Consider the following 17925-nt stretch of genomic DNA (forward strand, 5'->3'; position numbering starts at 1 on the left):
CCGAAGGTCGTCTACGTGGAGCTGTGCGAGGACATGGCACCCCTCCTCACCGAGCAGCGCAGGATCGCGCTGCTCGGCGGGGCCGTTGTGCGGCAGACCGGGGTGGACGCGAGGGTGGCGGTGGTGGTGGAACGGCAGGCAGACCCGTACCGGGAGCAGCCGCTCACCGCGCGGATCGTCCGCGCGGTCAACGCGTACGAGGACCTCTGCGGGGAAGCCGTGGGAGGGGCTCTGGGGGCATTGGAGCAGTTGCGTATCGGCACCGGCCACGACTACCAGCCACAGGTGGTCGAGGCGCTGGCCGGAGTCCTGGCGAGGGGCGGTCCGCCCCGGGTACGAACGGGGTAACCCATGGGTAATGAGCGGGCGTCCGGCCGGGCATGGTTGGATGCGAAAGAAGAGGGTGTCCAGTCGGGACAGGCGGGAATCGTGAGGATCTTCGGGAAGGCACGGCATCGGCCGTCCGCCTCGTGGCGGCAGGCCACGGACCGCGCGTTCACGCTGATCGGCGACGGCCGGTACGAGGACGCGGGGGCGCTGCTGACGCGCGCGGCGGACCTGGAACCCTGGCTCTCCGAGTCCTGGTTCAACCTGGCACTGCTGCACAAGTTCCGGCACGACTGGGAGCAGGCGCGCTCGGCGGGACTGCGGGCCGTCGCGCTGCTGGACCGCGAGTCCGGCGCCCCGGACTGGTGGAACGTGGGCATCGCCGCGACCGCGCTGCAGGACTGGCCGCTGGCCCGCCGGGCCTGGCAGGCGTACGGCCTGAAGGTGCCCGGCACCGGGGCGCAGGGTGCCGCCGCGACCACCGAGCCGACCGGTATGGAGCTGGGCAGTGCCGCGGTGCGGCTGTCGCCCGAGGGCGAGGCCGAGGTGGTCTGGGGGCGCCGGCTCGACCCGGCCCGGATCGAGGTGCTGTCGATCCCGCTGCCGTCCTCCGGGCGCCGCTGGGGCGAGGTCGTGCTGCACGACGGGGTTCCCCACGGTGAGCGGGTGACCGCGGCGGGCCCCTCGTACCCGGTGTTCGACGAGATCGAGCTGTGGGCGCCCTCGCCGGTGCCGACCTGGGTGGTGCTGCTGGAGGCGGCCACCGAGGAGGACCGGGACGCGCTGGAGAAGCTCGCCTCGGACGCCGGGTTCGCCGCCGAGGACTGGTCCTCGTCGGTAAGGCTGCTCTGCCGGTCCTGTTCGGAGAGCCGGATGGAGAGCGACGAGGGCGACGGTGAGCACCTCGACCCGCACGACCACAGCGAGCCCGGTCACCCCGGTCCGCTGGGGCACCGCACGGCGGGCGGCCTCTGGGCCCCCGAACGCGAATGCGGCCTCGCCGCCCCGGCGGGACTGGTGCGGGGGCTGCTGGACGGCTGGGTCGCCGACAGTCCGGACAGCCGTGAGTGGCGGGATCTCGAAGAAGTCTGCTGACCGTGCCCCGGGGCTCCGTCTCCCCGTAGGCTGTACGGGCACCGATTCCCAGGTGCTGATCTGCCCGGACTCGGGTTTCAAGGTTCACGGTTTGCAGGAAGGCGTACGGCGGACATGTCGCAGCAGGAGACGGACGAGCGGATCGGCGTGGACGACGAGGTCTTCGTCGTGGACACGGAGGACTGCGAGGAGCGTGAGGCGGCGTACCGCGAACGCGGCACCTCCCGTCCGATCACGGTCGTGGGCAACCCGGTCCTGCACAAGGAGTGCCAGGACGTCACCGAGTTCGGCGACGAGCTGGCGCGGCTGATCGACGACATGTTCGCCAGCCAGCGGACGGCCGAGGGCGTCGGCCTGGCCGCCAACCAGATCGGCGTGGACCAGAAGGTCTTCGTCTACGACTGCCCGGACGACGACGGGGTGCGGCACGTGGGCGTCGTCGTCAACCCGGTGCTGGAGGAGCTGCCTCCCCAGGACCGGGTGCTGGACGACTCCAACGAGGGCTGCCTGTCGGTCCCGACCGCCTACGCGGAGCTGGCCCGGCCGGACTACGCCGTGGTCAGCGGCCGGGACGCGCAGGGCAACCCGATCAAGGTGCGGGGCACCGGCTACTTCGCGCGCTGCCTCCAGCACGAGACGGACCACCTGTACGGCTACCTCTACATCGACCGGCTGTCGAAGCGGGACCGCAAGGACGCGCTGAAGCAGATGGCCGAGGGCACCCCGCGCTACGAGACCGTCCCGAACGCCTGATCCCGCCGCCCGAAGGGGCCCGGCCGCCGGTGAACTCCCGGGCGGCCGGGCCCCTTCGGCGTGTTCCGGCCTTCGTCCGGAGTTTCTCCGGGGGGGAGTTGACGCGCGTCCACCACTGCGAAAGGCTCGCTCCCACGTTCCGACGCGAGTCGCATCCCCACACGAGCCCCATTCCACCGCGTCCACCGCGAGAGGGAGCACCCCACATGCTCAGACGTACCGCGCGTGTCCTGCTCGGATTTGTCATGACCATCTCATTGGCGTGGAGCGGGGCCGTGCTCACGGCCGGAACCGCCCACGCGGACGGCTGTTTCACCTTCAGTCGCACCCTGTCCTCCGGCGCCACCGGCAGCGACGTCACCCAGCTGCAGATCCGGGTCGCCGGATACCCCGGCTACAACTCGGTACTCGCCGTCGACGGCTCGTACGGCCCCGCCACCACCGCCGCCGTCAAGCGCTTCCAGGCCGCCTACGGCCTCACCGCCGACGGCATCGCCGGACCGGCCACCCAGGCCAAGATCTACGCGCTCCAGGACGACGACTGCACCCCGGTCCACTTCACGTACGCGGAGCTGAACACCTGCAACAGCACCTGGGCCGGCGGCGCGGTCGCCGCCGGAACGGCGAAGGCCAACGCTCTCACCAGCATGTGGAAGCTGGAGGCGCTGCGGCACGCCCTCGGCGACCAGCCGATCCGTGTCACCAGCGGTTTCCGGTCCACCTCCTGCAACGCGGCGGTGGGCGGCGCCTCGGGCAGCCGCCATCTGTACGGCGACGCCGTCGACCTCGGGGTCGGGGCGCACTCGCTCTGCACCATGGCGCTCCAGGCCCGCAACCACGGCTTCAACGGCATCCTCGGCCCGGGCTACCCGGACCACGGTGACCACGTGCACGTCAACCAGGGCCCCAGCCACTTCTGGTCGGCCCCCAACTGCGGCATCTGACCGGCGCCCCGCACAGCTCCGCGCGCACGCGGACCCGCGACCACGCTCGCGGGTCCGCGTACGTCTCTCAGGCCGCCCCCGGCACCTCGGCCGGGCCCCGGAAGGTCCGCCGGTAGGCGTTCGGGGTCGTACCCAGCGAGCGTACGAACTGGTGCCGCAGGGCCGCCGCGTTGCCGAAGCCGGTCTGCCCCGCGATCGCCTCCATGGTCTCGTCCGAGGTCTCCAGCAGATGCTGGGCCAGCAGCACCCGCTGCCGCAGCAGCCAGCGGTACGGGGTCGTGCCCGTCTCCTGCTGGAACCGGCGCGCGTAGGTGCGCGGCGACATGTGCGCGAGGGCCGCGAGCTGATCGACGGTCATCTCCTGGTCGAGATGGTTCTCCATCCACGCCAGGGTGTCCCCGACGGTGTCGCAACGGGTGCGCGGCAGCGGGCGCTTCACGTACTGCGCCTGGCCGCCGTCCCGGTGCGGGGGGACCACCATCCGGCGGGCGATGGCGTTGGCGACCTCCTGGCCGTACTCCTGGCGCACCAGATGCAGACAGGCGTCGACACCGGCCGCCGTCCCGGCCGAGGTGATCACCTGGCCCTCGTCGACGTAGAGCACGTCCGGTTCCACCCGGGCCAGCGGGAAGCGCCGGGCCAGTTCGTCGGAGTGCCGCCAGTGCGTGGTGCAGCGTCGGCCGTCCAGCAGCCCCGCCGCCCCGAGGACGAAGGCGCCGGAGCAGACGGACAGCACCCGCGCACCGCGCGCCACGGCCCGCCGCAGCGCTTCCAGGACCTCTTGCGGGTACTCCCGGGCGAGGAAGTGGCTGCCCGCCGGCACGGCGACGAGGTCGGCTTCTTCCAGCCGTTCGAGGCCGTGCTCGGTGGAGATGGTGAAGCCGGCGTGGGTGCGCAGCGCGGGCCCCTCCGCCGACACCACCGCGAAGTCGTGCACCGGGAGCCCCTCTTCGCTGCGGTCGAGGCCGAAGACCTCGCACAGGACGCCGAGCTCGAAGGGGTGGACATCGTCCAGCAGCAGGGCGGCGACGTTTTTCAGCATGGGGACAGTGTGGCAGCAATTCGATGGTCGATGACAGTCCTGCCACTGCCCGGATGTCGTCCCGGCGGCCAGAGTGGAGCCATGAACACACTCCTGAACGTCCTCGGTGTCACCGTCCTCGCCGCCCTCGTCCTGCTTCCCGCCCTCCTCGGGTTCGCCCGGGAGATCCGCATCGACCGCGAACTGCGCGCGGCCGCACCCGACCGCGACGCCCACCGTGCCGCGCCGCCGGATACGGTCACGACCGACCGGACCCGGCCCGCCGCCCGGCGCGCGTACGTACGGTCCTGGGCGCGGATCTGAGGCGATCGCGTCGCCCCCGTCCGGAGCGGCGCACGGGCGATCATGGGGGCCGGAGCCCCGGCCCAGTGGACGGGGCTCCGGCTCGATCGGCCCACCCACGGACGAAGAGAGAACATGGCTGTCATCCACCGCACCACCCTGAACCCCGGCAAGCTCGAACTGGTCGCCGCCTGGCTGCCGTCCCAGCCCTGGTACGCGGGCAGCTCGCCCGAGCTGGCGAAGGCCGGCGGCTTCCGGCTCGACGACCCCGAGGGCGAGGTGGGCATCGAGTTCATGGTGGTCACCGACGCCTCGGCAGGCCGCCCGGTGCCGTACCACGTGCCGGTCACCTACCGGGGCGCCCCGCTCGACGGCGCGGACGCCGCGCTGATCGGTACCACCGAACACGGGGTGCTGGGCAAGCGCTGGGTGTACGACGGGGCCCGCGACTCCGTGCTGACCGACCGGCTCCTCGCCCTGCTGCACGGCCGCGCCGAACCGCAGGCACAGAGCGAGTCGGACACCGTCGATCCGACCGTGCACAGCCGGTTCATGGGGGACGACATCCCCGACGGAGTGGCCGTCGAGGCGGTCGAGAGCGGGATGTACGGAACCGACATCCAGCTGTCGGACCCCGCCGGGGCCGGACGCTGGACCCTGCGGGTAGTACGCGCGCTGACGGGCGACGCCGAGGAGCCCAAGGGCGACGCGGGGCCGCTGCACGGCGAGATCACCGCGCTCTGGGCTCCGCCGGGCACCGAGCCGGCCCGTGCCCGTTTCGCCGAAGTGCGTGCCTCGACGGAGCGCTGACGACAGGTGGCGGGCACCCCCGCGTGGGGAGTGCCCGCCACCGTGCGTCCGACCGGCCTCCAGAATCAGAAGTCGTCAGAATCAGAAGTCGTCGTCGAAGCCGACCGTGCCCTCCACCGCGACCTGGTACGCCGACGGGCGGCGCTCGAAGAAGTTCGTCAGCTCCTGCACGCCCTGGAGCTCCATGAAGGAGAACGGGTTCTCGGAGCCGTACAGCGCGGGGAAGCCCAGCCGGACCAGGCGCTGGTCCGCGACGCACTCCAGGTACTGGCGCATCGACTCGGTGTTCATGCCCGGCAGGCCCTCGCCGCACAGGTCGCGGCCGAACTGGAGCTCGGCCTCCACGGCCTCCTTCAGCATGTCGGTGACCTGCTGCTGGAGTTCGTCGTCGAAGAGGTCCGGCTCCTCCTTGCGCACGGTGTCCACGACCTCGAAGGCGAAGTTCATGTGCATCGTCTCGTCGCGGAACACCCAGTTGGTGCCCGTGGCGAGGCCGTGCAGCAGACCGCGCGAGCGGAACCAGTAGACGTACGCGAAGGCGCCGTAGAAGAACAGCCCCTCGATGCACGCCGCGAAGCAGATCAGGTTCAGCAGGAACCGGCGCCGGTCGGCCTTGGTCTCCAGCCGGTCGATCTTCTCGACCGAGTCCATCCAGCGGAAGCAGAACTGCGCCTTCTCGCGGATCGACGGGATCTCCTCCACCGCGTCGAACGCGGCGGCACGGTCGTCCGGATCGGGCAGGTAGGTGTCGAGCAGCGTCAGATAGAACTGGACGTGCACGGCCTCCTCGAACAGCTGCCGCGACAGGTACAGCCGCGCCTCGGGGGAGTTGATGTGCTTGTACAGCGTCAGCACGAGGTTGTTCGAGACGATCGAGTCGCCCGTGGCGAAGAACGCCACGAGTCGGCCGATCATGTGCTGCTCACCCGGGGACAGCTTGGCGAGGTCGGCCACGTCGGAGTGGAGATCGACCTCCTCCACGGTCCAGGTGTTCTTGATCGCGTCCCGGTAGCGCTCGTAGAAGTCCGGGTAGCGCATGGGACGCAGGGTCAGCTCGAAGCCCGGGTCGAGCAGGTTCTTGTTCATGTCGGTGGTCATTACTGGCAGGCCTCGCAGGACTCGGGGTTTTCGAGGGAGCAGGCGAGGGCTTCCGCGTCGGAGTACGCCTGCTGCACGGGGATGTCGGCCGGGGCCGGGGTCGGGGCTGCGGCCTTCGCGGTGCCGGAGGCGGCACGGGCGATCCGGGTCGCCGGACGCGAACGCAGGTAGTACGTCGTCTTCAGCCCTTGCTTCCAGGCGTACGCGTACATCGAGGAGAGCTTCCCGATGGTCGGCGTCTCCAGGAACAGGTTCAGCGACTGGCTCTGGTCGAGGTAGGGGGTACGGGCCGCCGCCATGTCGATCAGGCCGCGCTGCGGGATCTCCCACGCCGTGCGGTACAGCGCCCGCACCTCCGCCGGAATCCAGCCGAAGCCCTGCACCGAGCCGCTCGCGTCGCGCAGCGCCTCACGGGTCCGCGCGTCCCACACGCCGAGCCGCTTCAGCTCGTCCACCAGGTACGCGTTGACCTGCAGGAACTCACCGCTGAGCGTCTCGCGCTTGAACAGGTTGGAGACCTGCGGCTCGATGCACTCGTACACCCCTGCGATCGAGGCGATGGTCGCGGTCGGCGCGATGGCGAGCAGCAGCGAGTTGCGCATCCCGGTCTTCGCGATCCGGGCGCGCAGCGCCTCCCACCGCTCCGGCCAAGCCGGCGCCGTGTCGAAGTGGTCCGGGTGCAGCACCCCGCGCGCGGCACGGGTCTCGCTCCACGCGGGCAGCGGGCCCGACTTCTCGGCCAGGTCGCAGGAAGCCTCGTACGCGGCGAGCATGATCCGCTCGGAGATGCGGGTGGAGAGCTCGCGCGCCTCGGGGGAGTCGAACGGCAGCCGCAGCTGGAAGAAGACGTCCTGGAGGCCCATCGCGCCCAGACCCACCGGCCGCCAGCGGGAGTTGGACCGGCCGGACTGCTCGGTCGGGTAGAAGTTGATGTCGACGACCCGGTCGAGGAAGGTCACCGCGGTCCGCACGGTGGCGTCCAGTCGCTCCCAGTCGATCGTCCCGTCCACCACGAAGGCGCCCAGGTTGACCGAGCCGAGGTTGCAGACGGCCGTCTCGCCGTCGTCCGTGACCTCCAGGATCTCCGTGCACAGGTTCGAGGAGTGCACGACCCGGCCCGGCTCGGCGGTCTGGTTCGCGGTGCGGTTGGAGGCGTCCTTGAAGGTCATCCAGCCCTGGCCGGTCTGCGCCAGGGTGCGCATCATCCGGCCGTACAGCTCACGGGCGGGGATCGTGCGGCGGGCCAGGCCCTTCGCCTCCGCGGCCCGGTAGGCGGTGTCGAACGCGTCGCCCCACAGGTCCACCAGCTCGGGGACGTCGGCGGGCGAGAACAGCGACCAGGTGCCGTCGATGTCGACCCGGCGCATGAACTCGTCCGGAATCCAGTGCGCCAGGTTCAGGTTGTGCGTACGCCGCTGGTCCTCACCGGTGTTGTCGCGCAGCTCCAGGAACTCCTCGATGTCCGCGTGCCAGGTCTCCAGGTAGACCGCGGCGGCGCCCTTGCGCCGGCCGCCCTGGTTGACGGCCGCGACGGAGGCGTCCAGCGTCTTCATGAACGGCACGATGCCGTTGGAGAGCCCGTTGGTGCCCCGGATCAGGGAGCCGCGCGAGCGGATGCGCGAGAACGACAGACCGATGCCGCCCGCGTGCTTCGAGAGCCGTGCCACCTCGTGGTAGCGGCCGTAGATCGAGTCCAGCTCGTCCAGCGGGGAGTCCAGCAGATAGCAGGAGGACATCTGCGGGTGGCGGGTGCCGGAGTTGAAGAGCGTGGGGGAGGACGGCAGGTAGTCGAGCCGGCTCATCAGCCCGTAGAGCGCCTCGACCTCGTCCACCGCGCCGGGGGAGTCGTTCTCGGCGAGCCCGGCCGCGACCCGCAGCATGAAGTGCTGCGGGATCTCCAGCACCTGGCGGGTGATCGGGTGGCGCAGCAGGTAGCGGCTGTAGAGGGTGCGCAGGCCGAAGTAGCCGAAGCGGTCGTCGGCGCCGTCCGCGAGCGCCCCCTCGACCAGCGCGTCCAGCCGCTGCGCGTGCAGCTCCACGAACGCGGCGGTGCGGTCCGCGATCAGGCCCTCGCGGTGGCCGACGGCGACCGACGCGGAGAAGGACACCGCGCCCTCACCGGCCGCCTCGGCGGCGATGGTGCGGGTCAGCAGCCGGGCGGCGAGCCGCGAGTAGGCGGGGTCTTCCGCGATCAGACCGGCGGCCGACTCGGTGGCCAGGGTCAGCAGTTCCGCCTCGTCGGCGTGCGCGCTGCGGCCCCGCAGCGCGGCGGCGGCGACCCTGCCCGGGTCGGTGTCCGGCAGGTCCGCGGTGAGGGCGGTCAGGGTGCGCAGCAGCGCGGCCCCGGGGCCGTCGGCGGGCTGGATCGCCGCAGTGGCTGCGGGCACGGACGCCGGATCGGCGGGCGCGATGGTCACGGTGGTGCTCTCCCTCGCTCGGCTCTGGGCCGGCGGGGGAAGGGGAGGGCCGCGGGGCGCGCCACCTGGAGACGGGCAGCACCGCACACGGCGTCCACCGGCCCAACCGCGAGGCCCGGACGTACGGGCGTCCGGTTCGGGTGAGCCGGACGCGCTGTCGGCAGGTAGCCGGACTCGAAGGTGCGCGAAACGCGCGGTTCATACCGTTGCGGGACAGTTCCGGATTCGCACCGGATTCCCCTGCGACGACAGCGAGACGAGCATACATGTGGTGGCCGGGGGACGCCGACGCCCCACATCTTGTGGCGATGCGGGGCGGTGTTCCCGTGCGGGAGAGGGTGCGGCGGGCCGTCCGGGGCCTCCCGGGCAGGCTCTCAGCCGCCGCTGCCCAGGTCCAGCCGGTAGGTGAGCAGCGTCAGGCCCGGCACCGGGGACCAGTCGCGTTCCGGGGTGCGCGTGAAGCCGAGGCGGTGGTAGATCCGGTGCGCCCCGGCCATGGCGGGCTGGGTCGAGAGGGCGAGTCCGGTGACCCCGGCGGTGGCCCGGGCCCGCGCGGCGCACGCCCGTACGAGCGCCTCCCCGGCTCCCCGGCCGCGCCCGGCCCCGTCCACCGCCAGCATCCGGAACTCCGCCTCGTCCGCCGCCGCGACGTCGCACATCGTGCTGCCGGGCGGAGCGTAGGTCACCCCGCCGAGGACGGTGCCGGTGTCGTCCACGGCCACCAGCACCTCCGCCGCGGCGGCCCGGCCGGACACGTCCCGCAGCCTGGCCAGATAGGGGTCGTCCTCGCCTCCGCCCAACAGGCCGTCACCGAGGTACGCCTGGGCCGTGATCTCGCCGAGGAGCGCGTACTCCTCGGGCTCGGCCCTTCTGATCGTCAGGTCCATGACCGCCATTCTGCGTGCTTCACGGGCCCGGGGGACAGGCCGGTGCGGTACGGGGCTCAGCCGCTCGCGCCCACGTGGTTGTCCGGGGCGCCGTCGCCCTCCGGCGGGAGGTCACCGCGCTCGATCGGCTGCGACCCGGGTGCCTGGCCGAGCGGCGGGAGGATCTTGTCGAGCTCCGCGTCGTCCGCCAAGTGGGCCGCGTCGGCCGCCGCGCGCAGGGTGTCGCGGTCCGCGGCGGCGAGTTCGGCGCTGACCGTCACGACGAGGTCCCCCTCGGTGCGGGCGTAAGCGCGGCCGAGGGCGGTCTCGCTGTACCAGCGCTCGCCGTCGTGTTCGCAGACGGTGTAGCCGGCCGAGCCGTCGCTCACCGGCTTCTTGCCGCAGTCGGCGGGGGAGTACGTGGCGCGCTCCACGCCGAGCTGGACCACGTGCCCGCTCTTGTCCGTGTAGGAGCTGCCGAAGCCGTCGTCGCCCAGCACGCCCACCGACTGGGTGGCCAGGGTGTAGCCGGGGATCTCGGTGACGTACACGTGGTCGGCCCGGGTCTGGAGCGCCGTCGCCCGCGCCTCCAGCTCGGCGTGGTCCGGCACGTCGGCCGGGGCCTCACCCCCCGCTCCGGCGTGCTCGGTGCCGCACCCGACGAGGGTGAGGACCAGCAGGGCGGGCCACAGGCCGTGCAACCGTGCGCGAAATGTCATGAGCACATCCTCCCGTAAGGGGGTCGGTGGTCCGGACCGGGGGGCGGGAGCGCCGCCGGGCCGCCGGCCCTCCCGGCAGGGGAGGACGCGACGGCCCGGCGGACGGTTCGTCCCTGCGCGCCGGCATGGCCGGATCGCGTCAGTGGCCGCCCGGCGCCCCCACGGTGGCCGGTGCCAGCTTCGGCTGCACGCCCGGGTCGCCGACGTCCGCCGTGTAGTCCTCCGGTGAGGTCTCGTCGATGCCGGCCGGCGCCTTGAGCGCGTTGAGGACGAGGGTCACCACGACCACCACCACGACGTTCAGCACGAACGCGGTGAGGCCGATGTAGCCGATCTCGCCGATGCCCGGGATCTCCTTGGAGGAGCCGCCGAAGTGCTTCTGGGTCGGGGAGGCCACGCCGTACGCGGCGAGAGTGCCGTAGAGCATGCCGACCGCCCAGCCCGCGATGAGCGCCCAGCGGTGGAACCACCGGGTGAACAGCCCGCCGACCAGCGCCGGCATCGTCTGGAGGATCCAGATCCCGCCCAGCAGCTGGAAGTTGATGGCCACGGTCTTGTCCATGGTGAGCACGAAGACCAGCGCGCCGACCTTCACCAGGAGCGAGACCAGCTTGGAGACCTTGGTCTCCTGGGCGGGCGTCGCGTCCGGCTTCAGGAACTCCTTGTAGATGTTCCGGGTGAAGAGGTTCGCGGCGGCGATGGACATGATGGCCGCCGGTACCAGCGCGCCGATCCCGATCGCGGCGAACGCGACCCCGGCGAACCAGTCGGGGAACATGTTCTCGAAGAGCTGCGGGATGGCCAGCTGGCCGTTGGCCACCTTGACCCCGGCCGCGATGGCCATGAAGCCGAGCAGGGCCAGCAGGCCGAGCATCAGCGAGTACAGCGGCAGGATCGTGGTGTTGCGGCGGATCACCTCACGGCTGCGGCTGGAGAGCGTCGCCGTGATCGAGTGCGGGTACATGAACAGCGCCAGCGCGGAGCCCAACGCCAGGGTGGCGTAACCCCATTGGCCGTTCACCCCGGGCACGATCCCGGCGACCGGTTTGCCGGCCGCCTCGTTGACGGCGGAGAACTTCGCGCTCGCTCCGGCGAAGATGTCGTCGAAGCCGCCCAGCTTGATCGGGATGTAGATGATCGCCACCGCGATGACCAGGTAGATCAGCCCGTCCTTGACGAACGCGATCAGCGCGGGCGCGCGCAGGCCCGAGGAGTAGGTGTACGCGGCCAGCACCGCGAAGGCGATCAGCAGCGGGAGGTCCTTGACGAACCAGTTGGTGTTCTCGCCGCCGCCGACGCCCATCACGTCCAGCACCGCCTGGATGCCGACGAGTTGCAGGGCGATGTACGGCATCGTGGCGAGGATGCCGGTGAGCGCGACCGCCAGCGACAGACCCCGGGAGCCGAAACGGCCCCGGACGAAGTCGGAGGTGGTGACGTACCCGTGCTTGTGCGACACGGACCAGAGCCGCGGCAGGAAGGTGAAGATCAGCGGGTACACCAGGATCGTGTACGGAACCGCGAAGAAGCCCGCGGCCCCCGCGCCGTAGATCGCCGCCGGGACGGCGACGAAGGTGTACGCGGTGTACAGGTCGCCGCCCAGCAGGAACCAGGTCACCCAGGTGCCGAACGACCGTCCGCCCAGGCCCCATTCGTCCAGGCTCTGGGCGTTGTCCGCGCGCCGCCAGCGGGCGGCCATGAACCCGACGACGGTGACCGCCAGGAAGAAGAAGATGAAGACGCCGAGCGCCACACCGTTCACGCCGTCCTTCATGCGGAGACACCCCCCTTGCGGGAGCGCTGGTCACGCTTCCACAGCGTGTACGCGAGCATCGTCAGCCCGGTCGAGATGATCACCCAGAGCATCTGGTACCAGTAGAAGAACGGGATACCGATGAAGGCCGGGTCGGTCTTGGCGTACGAGCCCACCCAGAGCAGCGCCACGAACGGAGCGGCGAGGCATATCGCGATGACCACCCGGGCCGGTGTCACCGTCGGGGGTGGGGTGGGTGCTGGCACTTCTGGCATGGGTCTGACTCCGTTCCTCGCTGACCGCCGGTGGGCCCGGCCGGTGCCCCGGCCGGGTGCACCGGCCGTATGCCTTCCCGGCGACGGGACTGTTTCCGTCAACGGCACGGAGAGAGAACGGGTGTGGTTCATGGATGGCTGAAAATGATCGCTACGGGCTCGATCTCGTCGTACACGCGAATGAGCGGACCCGGTCCGCTCAGTCCAGCGGGCGCTTGAGCCGGGCCACGAACTTGTACCGGTCGCCCCGGTAGACCGAGCGCACCCACTCCACCGGTTCGCCCCGTCCGTCGAGGGAGTGCCGGGAGAGCATCAGCATGGGAAGGCCCACGTCGGTGCCGAGCAGCCCGGCCTCGCGCGGGGTGGCGAGCGAGGTCTCGATCGTCTCCTCGGCCTCCGCGAGCCGGACGTCGTAGACCTCGGCGAGGGCCGTGTAGAGCGAGGTGTACTTCACCAGCGAGCGGCGCAGAGCCGGAAAGCGCTTGGCCGAAAGGTGCGTGGTCTCGATGGCCATCGGCTCCCCGCTGGCGAGCCGCAGCCGCTCGATGCGCAGCACCCGCCCGCCGGCCGTGATGTCCAGCAGTCCGGCCAGCGCCTGGTCCGCCGTGACGTAGCCGATGTCCAGCAGCTGGGAGGTGGGTTCGAGGCCCTGGGCCCGCATGTCCTCGGTGTACGAGGTCAGCTGGAGCGCCTGGGAGACCTTCGGCTTGGCGACGAAGGTGCCCTTGCCCTGAATGCGTTCGAGCCGGCCCTCGACGACCAGTTCCTGGAGCGCCTGGCGCACCGTGGTGCGCGAGGTGTCGAACTCCGCCGCGAGGGTGCGCTCCGGGGGTACCGGTGTGCCGGGCGGCATGGTGTCCGTCATGTCGAGGAGATGCCGCTTGAGCCGGTAGTACTTGGGCACGCGTGCGGTGCGCGCGCCCGATCCCGTGGCGCCCGCGGGGCTGCCCTCACCGGCGCTCATGATCGCTCTCCCCGATTGCTGTGCTGCCGTCACCGGCTCCTCCGTACTTCGCGGCTCACATGGTGGCACGGTCCGGCCGAGGGGGCGCCGTTCTCCCCTTCGGGTCGTGTCATCGGCCCGCCGTCCCATGGGCGATCCAGGTGTGGGCTCTTTCGATCAAAAGCCCCTAGGTGTCGGTCCTATAACGGACGCGAGTGCACTTCTTATACACCCTTGACACCCCTAAAGGTCTAGGCCAAGCTCCCGTTGCTGGTCTAAACCATTTAAGACCAGGTCCAGCCCCAGCAGTACTCGTCGAATGTCTTCGCGGTGGGCGGGGTTGCAGCATCCCTGAGGAGGGTTTGGCGTGAAGCGCAAGCTCATCGCGGCCATTGGCGTCGCGGGCATGATGATCTCGATCGCGGCATGTGGCTCGGACGACGACAAGGCGTCGTCGCAGGATCCGAAGGACCGCAAGGAAACGCTCACCGTCTGGCTGATGTCGGACGCCCAGAGCACCTGGCCCGAGCTGGTCGCCGACGTCAACAAGCAGTTCGCGGCCAAGTACCCGAACGTCAAGGTCAATGTCCAGTACCAGACCTGGGCGGACAAGACCAAGAAGCTCGACGCCTCTCTCGCCGGTGACAAGTTCCCGGACGTGGTCGAGCTCGGCAACACCGAGACCATGACGTACATCCTCAACGGGGCGCTCGGCGAGATCGACCCGAAGAAGTACGAGAACTCGGACACCTGGATCAAGGGCCTGAAGGACACCTGCTCCTTCGAGGGCAAGCAGTACTGCGTGCCCTACTACGCCGGCGCCCGCGTCGCGATCTACAACAAGGACATGTTCAAGGCCGGCACCGGCTCGGACGTCCTGCCCGCCACCCAGGACGAGCTGACCGCCGCGCTCGACAAGATCGGCGCGAAGTACGGCAAGGACAAGGCGTTCTCGCCGCTGTACCTGCCGGGCCGCTACTGGTACGCCGCGATGTCCTACGTCGCCGCCGAGGGCGGTCAGATCGCCAAGTACGACGACGCCAGCAAGGAGTGGAAGGGAACCCTCTCCACCCCCGAGGCCCAGAAGGGCATCCAGGACTTCGTCGACCTGGTCAACAAGTACAACCACGGCGACAAGACCAAGGACGAGGCGGACCACGCCAACGTCATGGCCAACGAGAAGGCCGCCCTTCTCTACGGCAACGGCTGGGAGTCCGGCAGCGTCATCGACCCGGCCGCCAACGGCAACCCGAAGCTGAAGGACAAGATCGCCGTCGCGGGTATGCCCGGCCCGAACGGCAAGGCCCTGCCGTCCTTCATCGGCGGTTCGGACCTGGCCACGATCTCCAAGTCCAAGATCCAGGACCTCGGCGAAGAGTGGATCTCGCTCTTCACCAGCGAGAAGTCCGAAGCGGTCCTGACCACGAAGAACATCCTTCCCAACAACACCAAGCAGCTTGAGCCCCTGAAGGCCAAGCCGGAGACCGCGGCCATCGCCAACGCCGTGCCGGACGCCTGGTTCACCCCGATCGCGCCCGGCTGGACCGCGATCGAGAAGAAGGAAACGCTCGAGATCATGCTGCTCGACATCATCAAGGGCAAGTCGGTCGCGGAGGCCACCAAGGCAGCCGACGCGGAGATCGACTCGTTGATCAACAACGAGTCCTGAGCCCCGGCTCATGACGCGGCGCCGGTGAGCCTTCCTCACCGGCCCCGCCCGATCGTCCGCGGGGGTGGTGGCTTCTTCGGTGAAGCCGCCACCCCCGTGCTCCGGTATCTGGTCCGAACGGAAGGCCCGCACAGTGAGTGCCGCCGACATGAAAGCAGCCGACCCGCCGGTGTCCGTCCCGCGGGCCCCCGAGGGTGCGAAACCCCAGCCCCCGAAGAGCGTGGCGCGCAGACCGCGGAAGGCCGGCGCACTGCTGCCGTACCTCCTGATAGCCCCGGCGTTCATCGCCATCGCCGCCGTCTTCGTCTGGCCCTTCATCAAGACGGTCATCATGTCCTTCCAGGACGTGGGCCGCCGCGAACTGTGGTCCGGAGACGCCGCCCCCTGGGTGGGATTCGACCAGTTCACCACCGTCCTGGGTGACGGCGAGTTCTGGCACGTCGTCTGGCGGACCGTCATCTTCATGGTCGCCTGCGTCGTCGTCACCATGGCCGGCGGCCTCGCGCTCTCCATGCTCATGCAGCGCATGTCCACCTGGGTGCGCCTGCTGCTGACCGCCGCGCTGGTCGCCGCCTGGTCCATGCCGCTGCTGGTCGCCACCTCGATCTTCCGCTGGTTCGCCGACTCCGACTACGGCGTCATCAACATGGTGCTGACCAAGTACCTCGGGATCGACGCGCAGGGCCACAACTGGTTCCTCGACCCCAAGCAGGGCTTCGTCATCATCGGCGCGGTCGTCGTCTGGGGAGCCATCCCCTTCGTCTCCGTCACCCTCTACGCGGCCCTCACCCAGGTCCCCAAGGAACTGGAGGAGGCGGCCTCGCTCGACGGCGCCAGCGTGCCCGGCATCTTCCGCTACGTGACCTGGCCCGTCATCAAGCCGGTCTTCCAGATGGTCGCCACGCTCTCCGTGCTCTGGGACTTCAACGTCTTCGGCCAGATCTTCCTGATCCGCGGCAACAAGCCCGAGCCCGAGTACTCCGTCCTCGGCCTGTATTCGTACGAGAAGGCCTTCGAGTCCAACTCGTTCAGCGAGGGCGCCGCCGTCTCGCTCATCACGGTCCTGCTGCTGTCCGGCGTCGCCGTGTACTACCTGCGCCAGCTGCTCAAGATCGGAGAGGTCGAGTGAGCACCTCCACCCCCCAGGTTTACCGCCAGGACCGGAAGAAGAACCGTACGGTCTACAACGTCCTGGGCCTGATCGCCTTCGTCCTGATGGCCTTCCCGGTCTACTGGCTGATCATCAGCTCGCTGCGTCCGAACGCGGAGATCCGCAGCTACGACCAGACGCTGTGGCCGTCGTCGATCACCTTCGACAACTTCTCCCGGGCCATCAAGCAGCCGAACTTCGGCACCGCGATCGAGTCCAGCCTCATCGTCTGCGGCGTCGCCGTCGTGGTCGGCATGTTCCTCGCGACCATCGCCGCCTTCGCCATCGGACGCTTCCGGTTCCGCGGCCGCAAGTTCTTCATGATCGTGCTGCTCGTCGTCCAGCTGCTGCCCCCGACGGCGATGCTCATCCCCATCTACATCCAGCTGAACGACCTCGGCGGGCTGAACGAGTACTGGGGTGTGATCATCATCTACCTCGTCTCCACCCTGCCCTTCGCGACCTGGATGATCCGCGGCTTCGTGATCAACATCCCGCAGGAGCTGGAGGAGTCCGCGATGGTGGACGGCTGCAGCCGGATGGGCGCCTTCTGGCGGATCACCTTCCCGCTGCTCGCCCCCGGGCTGGCCGCCGCGGCGATCTTCTCCCTGATCACCGCCTGGAACGAGTACCTCCTCGCCTACGTCGTCCTCCAGGACAACGACAAGTACACCCTCAACGTGTGGCTGATGAACTTCACCACCTCCCGCGGGGTCGACTACGGCGCACTGATGGCAGCCTCCACGCTGATCGCGATCCCGGTGGTGGCCTTCTTCCTGCTGGTCCAGAAGTACATGGCGACCGGGCTCACCTCCGGCGCAGTGAAGGGATGACGACGCAGATGACCACGCTCGTCTCCACCAACGACACCATCACCCGTGACGCGCTCGCCGTCCTGCAGCCCGGCTTCACCGGCACCAGCGCGCCCGACTGGCTGCTGCGCCGCGTCGGCGAAGGGCTCACCTCCGTCGGCCTGTTCGGCCGCAACATCGTCTCGCCCGGGCAGCTCGCCGCACTCACCGCCCAACTGCGGGCCGAGCGCGACGACGTCCTCGTCGCCATCGACGAGGAGGGTGGCGACGTCACCCGCCTGGAGGTGCGCGACGGCTCGTCCTTCCCCGGCAACCACGCCCTCGGCTCCGTGGACGACACCGCGCTGACCCGGGCCGTCGCCCACGAGTTGGGCCGCCGGCTCATCGAGTGCGGCGTCAACCTCAACTGGGCGCCGTCCGCGGACGTCAACTCCAACCCGGACAACCCGGTCATCGGCGTACGGTCCTTCGGCGCCGATCCCGCCCTGGTGGCCCGGCACACCGCCGCGTACGTCGAGGGCATCCAGGCCGCCGGGGTCGCCGCCTGCACGAAGCACTTCCCCGGCCACGGCGACACCGCCGTCGACTCGCACCACGCGCTGCCCCGGATCGACGTCGACCTCGACACCCTGCACGCCCGCGAGCTGGTCCCCTTCAAGGCGGCCATCGCCGCGGGGTCGAAGTCGGTGATGAGCGCGCACATCCTGCTCCCCGCGCTCGACCCCGACCGCCCCGCGACGCTCAGCCCGCAGATCCTCACGGGTCTGCTCCGCGGTGAACTCGGGTACGAGGGACTCATCGTCACCGACGCGGTGGAGATGCAGGCCATCGCCGCGACGTACGGGATCGAGCGAGGCTCGGTCCTCGCGATCGCGGCCGAGCCCTCACTTCAACCCGCGTCAGCAACCATCTGGGTGGCCCTGCGCCCGGCGTCCGACCTCGTCCGAACGGCACGCCCCCGCACTCTCCA

At 70.1% G+C, this 17925-nt stretch carries 17 protein-coding genes, 1 pseudogene and 1 riboswitch; of the genes and pseudogenes, 10 read left to right on the plus strand and 8 right to left on the minus strand.

Annotation, left to right across the window (positions count from 1 at the left end; genetic code table 11):
- The 4 genes and pseudogenes from ACWD3D_RS19275 to ACWD3D_RS19290 all read left to right on the plus strand — a co-directional run.
- Window positions 1-348: pseudogene (locus ACWD3D_RS19275) on the plus strand (hypothetical protein); the annotation flags it as partial.
- 81 nt (window positions 349-429) lie between these two features.
- Window positions 430-1422, plus strand: coding sequence for a tetratricopeptide repeat protein (locus ACWD3D_RS19280; protein WP_451462043.1), 993 nt, complete (start codon window positions 430-432; stop codon window positions 1420-1422).
- A gap of 114 nt (window positions 1423-1536) precedes the next feature.
- Window positions 1537-2175 (plus strand): peptide deformylase, encoded by a 639-nt coding sequence (def, locus tag ACWD3D_RS19285; RefSeq protein ID WP_451462044.1) that lies wholly within the window; start codon window positions 1537-1539, stop codon window positions 2173-2175.
- A 206-nt stretch (window positions 2176-2381) separates the two neighbouring features.
- Window positions 2382-3119 (plus strand): D-Ala-D-Ala carboxypeptidase family metallohydrolase, encoded by a 738-nt coding sequence (locus tag ACWD3D_RS19290; protein WP_451462045.1) that lies wholly within the window; start codon window positions 2382-2384, stop codon window positions 3117-3119.
- Between the two features lie 67 nt (window positions 3120-3186).
- Here ACWD3D_RS19290 and ACWD3D_RS19295 read toward each other — a convergent pair whose 3' ends face one another.
- A complete protein-coding gene (locus tag ACWD3D_RS19295; RefSeq protein ID WP_451462046.1) occupies window positions 3187-4161 on the minus strand; it encodes a GlxA family transcriptional regulator in 975 nt (324 codons plus the stop codon).
- Window positions 4162-4242: 81 nt separating this feature from the next.
- Here ACWD3D_RS19295 and ACWD3D_RS19300 point away from each other — a divergent pair, with 81 nt between their 5' ends.
- Window positions 4243-4464 (plus strand): hypothetical protein, encoded by a 222-nt coding sequence (locus ACWD3D_RS19300; protein ID WP_451462047.1) that lies wholly within the window; start codon window positions 4243-4245, stop codon window positions 4462-4464.
- A 114-nt stretch (window positions 4465-4578) separates the two neighbouring features.
- Window positions 4579-5253 (plus strand): maltokinase N-terminal cap-like domain-containing protein, encoded by a 675-nt coding sequence (locus tag ACWD3D_RS19305; protein WP_451462048.1) that lies wholly within the window; start codon window positions 4579-4581, stop codon window positions 5251-5253.
- A gap of 81 nt (window positions 5254-5334) precedes the next feature.
- Here the strand turns inward: ACWD3D_RS19305 and ACWD3D_RS19310 are convergent, their stop codons facing one another.
- The 7 genes from ACWD3D_RS19310 to ACWD3D_RS19340 all read right to left on the minus strand — a co-directional run bounded on the left by ACWD3D_RS19310 (window position 5335) and on the right by ACWD3D_RS19340 (window position 13345).
- Window positions 5335-6351: a ribonucleotide-diphosphate reductase subunit beta gene (locus tag ACWD3D_RS19310; RefSeq protein WP_387374814.1), complete on the minus strand. Its 1017-nt coding sequence runs from the start codon at window positions 6349-6351 to the stop codon at window positions 5335-5337.
- Window positions 6351-8768, minus strand: a complete 2418-nt coding sequence (locus ACWD3D_RS19315; RefSeq protein WP_451462049.1) for a ribonucleoside-diphosphate reductase subunit alpha — start codon at window positions 8766-8768, stop codon at window positions 6351-6353. The genes ACWD3D_RS19310 and ACWD3D_RS19315 overlap by 1 nt, the downstream gene beginning before the upstream one ends.
- Window positions 8769-8910: 142 nt before the next feature.
- A riboswitch (cobalamin riboswitch) is annotated at window positions 8911-9033 on the minus strand.
- 109 nt (window positions 9034-9142) lie between these two features.
- Entirely contained in the window at window positions 9143-9655 is a 513-nt protein-coding gene (locus tag ACWD3D_RS19320) for a GNAT family N-acetyltransferase (protein ID WP_451462050.1), read from the minus strand.
- 56 nt (window positions 9656-9711) lie between these two features.
- The gene (locus ACWD3D_RS19325) at window positions 9712-10353 is read right to left on the minus strand and encodes a hypothetical protein (protein WP_451462051.1); all 642 of its coding nucleotides are present in this window, start codon (window positions 10351-10353) and stop codon (window positions 9712-9714) included.
- Window positions 10354-10492: 139 nt separating this feature from the next.
- Window positions 10493-12127, minus strand: coding sequence for a monocarboxylate uptake permease MctP (gene mctP, locus ACWD3D_RS19330; RefSeq protein ID WP_451462052.1), 1635 nt, complete (start codon window positions 12125-12127; stop codon window positions 10493-10495).
- The gene (locus tag ACWD3D_RS19335) at window positions 12124-12381 is read right to left on the minus strand and encodes a DUF3311 domain-containing protein (RefSeq protein WP_451462053.1); all 258 of its coding nucleotides are present in this window, start codon (window positions 12379-12381) and stop codon (window positions 12124-12126) included. Before ACWD3D_RS19335 ends, mctP begins: the two co-directional genes overlap by 4 nt.
- A 199-nt stretch (window positions 12382-12580) precedes the next feature.
- Window positions 12581-13345 carry a GntR family transcriptional regulator gene (locus ACWD3D_RS19340; protein WP_451462054.1) on the minus strand — a complete coding sequence of 255 codons (765 nt, stop codon included), beginning with the start codon at window positions 13343-13345 and terminating at the stop codon, window positions 12581-12583.
- A gap of 346 nt (window positions 13346-13691) precedes the next feature.
- Between ACWD3D_RS19340 and ACWD3D_RS19345 the strand changes: the two genes are divergently transcribed.
- The 4 genes from ACWD3D_RS19345 to ACWD3D_RS19360 all read left to right on the plus strand — a co-directional run.
- The gene (locus ACWD3D_RS19345; protein ID WP_451462055.1) at window positions 13692-14993 is read left to right on the plus strand and encodes a sugar ABC transporter substrate-binding protein; all 1302 of its coding nucleotides are present in this window, start codon (window positions 13692-13694) and stop codon (window positions 14991-14993) included.
- A gap of 133 nt (window positions 14994-15126) precedes the next feature.
- Window positions 15127-16122: a carbohydrate ABC transporter permease gene (locus tag ACWD3D_RS19350; protein WP_451462056.1), complete on the plus strand. Its 996-nt coding sequence runs from the start codon at window positions 15127-15129 to the stop codon at window positions 16120-16122.
- Window positions 16119-16976: a carbohydrate ABC transporter permease gene (locus tag ACWD3D_RS19355; RefSeq protein ID WP_451462057.1), complete on the plus strand. Its 858-nt coding sequence runs from the start codon at window positions 16119-16121 to the stop codon at window positions 16974-16976. Before ACWD3D_RS19350 ends, ACWD3D_RS19355 begins: the two co-directional genes overlap by 4 nt.
- 8 nt (window positions 16977-16984) lie before the next feature.
- A partial coding sequence (locus tag ACWD3D_RS19360) for a glycoside hydrolase family 3 protein (RefSeq protein ID WP_451462058.1) occupies window positions 16985-17925 on the plus strand: 941 nt, incomplete at its 3' end.

Source organism: Streptomyces sp. NPDC002690, assembly GCF_053592415.1.

Coding starts and splice junctions, on each gene's coding strand:
- def (WP_451462044.1), top strand. CDS start 1,537: ATGTCGCAGCAGGAGACGGACGAGCGGATCGGCGTGGACGACGAGGTC.
- ACWD3D_RS19290 (WP_451462045.1), top strand. CDS start 2,382: ATGCTCAGACGTACCGCGCGTGTCCTGCTCGGATTTGTCATGACCATC.
- ACWD3D_RS19295 (WP_451462046.1), bottom strand. CDS start 4,161: ATGCTGAAAAACGTCGCCGCCCTGCTGCTGGACGATGTCCACCCCTTC.
- ACWD3D_RS19300 (WP_451462047.1), top strand. CDS start 4,243: ATGAACACACTCCTGAACGTCCTCGGTGTCACCGTCCTCGCCGCCCTC.
- ACWD3D_RS19305 (WP_451462048.1), top strand. CDS start 4,579: ATGGCTGTCATCCACCGCACCACCCTGAACCCCGGCAAGCTCGAACTG.
- ACWD3D_RS19310 (WP_387374814.1), bottom strand. CDS start 6,351: ATGACCACCGACATGAACAAGAACCTGCTCGACCCGGGCTTCGAGCTG.
- ACWD3D_RS19320 (WP_451462050.1), bottom strand. CDS start 9,655: ATGGACCTGACGATCAGAAGGGCCGAGCCCGAGGAGTACGCGCTCCTC.
- ACWD3D_RS19325 (WP_451462051.1), bottom strand. CDS start 10,353: ATGACATTTCGCGCACGGTTGCACGGCCTGTGGCCCGCCCTGCTGGTC.
- mctP (WP_451462052.1), bottom strand. CDS start 12,127: ATGAAGGACGGCGTGAACGGTGTGGCGCTCGGCGTCTTCATCTTCTTC.
- ACWD3D_RS19335 (WP_451462053.1), bottom strand. CDS start 12,381: ATGCCAGAAGTGCCAGCACCCACCCCACCCCCGACGGTGACACCGGCC.
- ACWD3D_RS19340 (WP_451462054.1), bottom strand. CDS start 13,345: ATGAGCGCCGGTGAGGGCAGCCCCGCGGGCGCCACGGGATCGGGCGCG.